A 2,899-nucleotide genomic window follows, 5' to 3' on the forward strand; every position below is an offset into this window, starting at 1 on the left:
CCTTGGGTGGGTGGGTGTAAGCGGCCACCCACCCAAGGTGACCATCGGACGATTCACTCGTTCTACGTACCGTGGACCACCAGCCGACAGCCACCCTCCCCGCATCCGACCAGCCCGACGACGCCCCCGTCCCCGTGGACTTGGAGCAGGCCGAAGCCGCCCTCATCGGGCACTATCCGCGCCTCGCCAGACTCGCGTATCTGCTGCTGCCCCCGGGCAGCGGCCGCGGCCGCCGCGTGCTGCAGGCCCACGCCATCGTCCAGCGCTCGCTCCCCCGCGGCCGCGGGCCCGCGGCGGGCGACGACGAGGACGGCGCCGTACTCCCGTCGCAGCGCACCGGCGGCGAGCGGCAGCGGGCGGCGGACGGCCCCGGCGCGGACCCCGGGTACGCCTACGTACGGCTCCAGGTCATCAAGGCCGCCCTCGCAGCGGGCGGCCCTCGCGGACCGCTCGGGCTCCCCCGCCCCGGGCAGTGGCCCCCCTTGCTCCCCCGGGTCTTCGGGCTGCGGCTCTTCCCCCGTTCCGGCGGCTCCGACGAGCTCGCCCTCGACCAGGCCCTGGCGGCCCTGACCCCGGCCGCCCGCGCGGCCCACGTGATCCGCGGCCTCGAGGGCCTGAGCGACGCCGATGCGCACAGGCTCCTCGCGGCCGCGGGTGTGCCGGACCCGGGCGAGGCGCTCGCCGAGGCCGAAGGCCTGGAGCTGCCGGCCGGCAGCCGGGACGAACAGCTCCTGCTGTCGGCCGAGTTCGACCCCTGCTCGCTGCAGGCCCGCCCCACCGACCTGGTCCGCCGCCGGCAGCACACCCGCGCGGCGCTCGCCGCCGCCGCCGCGCTCGCGGCATGCGCCGCGCTGCTCGGGCTGCCCGGCGTGAGCGGCTGGGGCGAGCCGGACGACGCCGCGGCTCCGCCCTACGCGCAGAACGCTTTCGCCCAGCAGGCCCTCGACCCGGCCAAGCTCGCCCAAGCAGGCCGCGACGACTGGCGCCGCGCCGCCCGCCCCGACTTCGCGGCCTGGCCGGCCCGCGGGGACCGTACCGGCGACACCGCGCTGCTCGGCCGGGCGCTGAAGGTGTGGGCACGGCCGAGCAGTTCGGTGCGGGTGTCGGCCACGCCGGGGACCCTCCCCGGGCCGGCGGCGGGCGCCCCCCAGCTGCTCTTCGCCGGAGATGTGGACAGCGCGGCGGTGGTGCTCTTCCACGACGGGCAGCGGATGGTGCGCTACGCGGAGCCGATCGGGTCCGCGGGCCAGGGCGCGGCGCTGGACTTCGCCCGTACGGACGGCGCCGACGCCGCGTCGGCCACGGCGGTGGTGGTGAGCCGGGTGGACGGGAACGTCCGCTATCTGACGGCGCCTTGGGTGTCCGGGGTGTCGTCCCGGGACGTGCTGAAGCCGACGGGCGACGCCGAGGCGGTGCAGCGTACGAAGGACGGCGTGACGCCGCCGGTGCCGAGTCCGGTCGGGCAGAAGCAGTGCGCGCGCTGGGAGGCGCTGGAGCTGCGCACCCGGCCTTCGGCCGGGGCGGGCGCGGTGCCGCATCTGGTCTCCGACCTGGGCGAGTTGCTGCCCGCACGCCTTACGTACGGAAATCCCTCGCAGTCCGTCGCCAACGTCTCGAGCGCGACCGCACGGCAGCGCTGGGCCCGCTCCGCCTGCCGGCTCGGCGCCCTGGCCGGTCAGGGCGTCCGCTCGGTGAACGCCTGGACCTTCGCCGGCCAGCCGCTCCCCGAGTCCGGCGGCACGGCGGCGTGGCTGTGCGCCCGCGCGGATACGTGGCGGGGCCGGGGGACGCAGGTGCTGGCGCTGTTCCAGCCGCCGGGCCGGGCGCAGGCGGCAGTGGCCGCCAGGGGCCGCGACACGATCGCCTGCGGCGCGCGAGAGCCGCGGGCGCTGGCCGGCGTGCTGTGGAAGTCGCGGTCGGGGAAGTGGTACGTGCTGGCGGCGGGAAGCCGCGATGTCGCGTCGGTGACGGCATCGGGCGGCGTGTCCGGGGAAGCGCGGGGCCGATTCCTTGCGCTGCGTACGGAGCGGGGCGCGCGGGCCGACCTTACGGCGCGGCTGGCGGACGGGTCGCGGCTGGCGGGGCTGGGCGGCTGACGATGGCCGCTCAGCCTGCCGGTTTGCGGTAGGTGAGGAGATACCGCCAGAACAGGCGCCTGCGGACCTGGGATCCGGGGAGAACGCGGGCGGCGACCTCGCGTACGTCGGCGAGGGTCGTGCTCGGCCGGGCGACCGGCATGGAGTCGTCCGGGGCGGTACGGGCGACGGCGTGGGCGAGGCGGGCGACGGCGTTGGTGGGCGAGGCGATGAGGGCGACGGCGTAGTCGAGGGGCGTCGCCTCGCGATAGCAGCCGATCACGGCGAGCGTGCCTTGCGGCGCCAGGGCGTCCCGAAGCGTGGCGAGGGCTGCCTCGAGATCCATGTGGTGGAGAACGGAGATCGAGGCGATGTAGTCGTAGGCACCGGGCGCGAGATCGGCGTGCAGCAGGTCGGCCTGGCGGACGGTGACGTTGTCCGGGACCCGGTCCTTGGCGGCGGCGACCATGTCGGGGTCGGTGTCGAACGCGTCCACGTGCCGCGCCCGGCGGGCGACCTTCTCGGCGAACTCCCCGCGGCCGCAGCCGGCGTCGAGGGCGTTGTCGCAATGACGCGGCAGGCGCCGGAGGAGGGTGGGGTGATAGTGCCGGTTGTGAACGAACGCCATACGTATGCACCTTACGGTGCTGGGCGCCGCGGAATCCTGTGGCTTCGCCACGGAGTCCTCAAGCGCCGGACGGGCTTATAGGTGGGTGGCCGGGCCGAGTTCCGCGACACAACCTAAAAAGCCCGCTTCGCTAAGACTTTTTAGGCTGCGTCGCTCCACTCGGCCCTCCTCCCGAAGGGATAGATCAACCCAGGCG

General features: G+C 75.4%; 2 protein-coding genes. One reads left to right on the forward strand and one right to left on the reverse strand.

Features of this window, described 5'->3' with window-relative positions:
- Positions 1-71 precede the first annotated feature (71 nt).
- Positions 72-2,096: a hypothetical protein gene (locus tag G5C51_RS41255; RefSeq protein WP_338118505.1), complete on the forward strand. Its 2,025-nt coding sequence runs from the start codon at positions 72-74 to the stop codon at positions 2,094-2,096.
- 10 nt (positions 2,097-2,106) lie between these two features.
- Here G5C51_RS41255 and G5C51_RS41260 read toward each other — a convergent pair whose 3' ends face one another.
- Positions 2,107-2,703 carry a class I SAM-dependent methyltransferase gene (locus tag G5C51_RS41260; RefSeq protein ID WP_165245966.1) on the reverse strand — a complete coding sequence of 199 codons (597 nt, stop codon included), beginning with the start codon at positions 2,701-2,703 and terminating at the stop codon, positions 2,107-2,109.
- Between the last annotated feature and the right edge of the window lie 196 nt (positions 2,704-2,899).

Source organism: Streptomyces coryli (assembly GCF_011044975.1).
GTDB lineage: Bacteria > Actinomycetota > Actinomycetes > Streptomycetales > Streptomycetaceae > Streptomyces > Streptomyces coryli.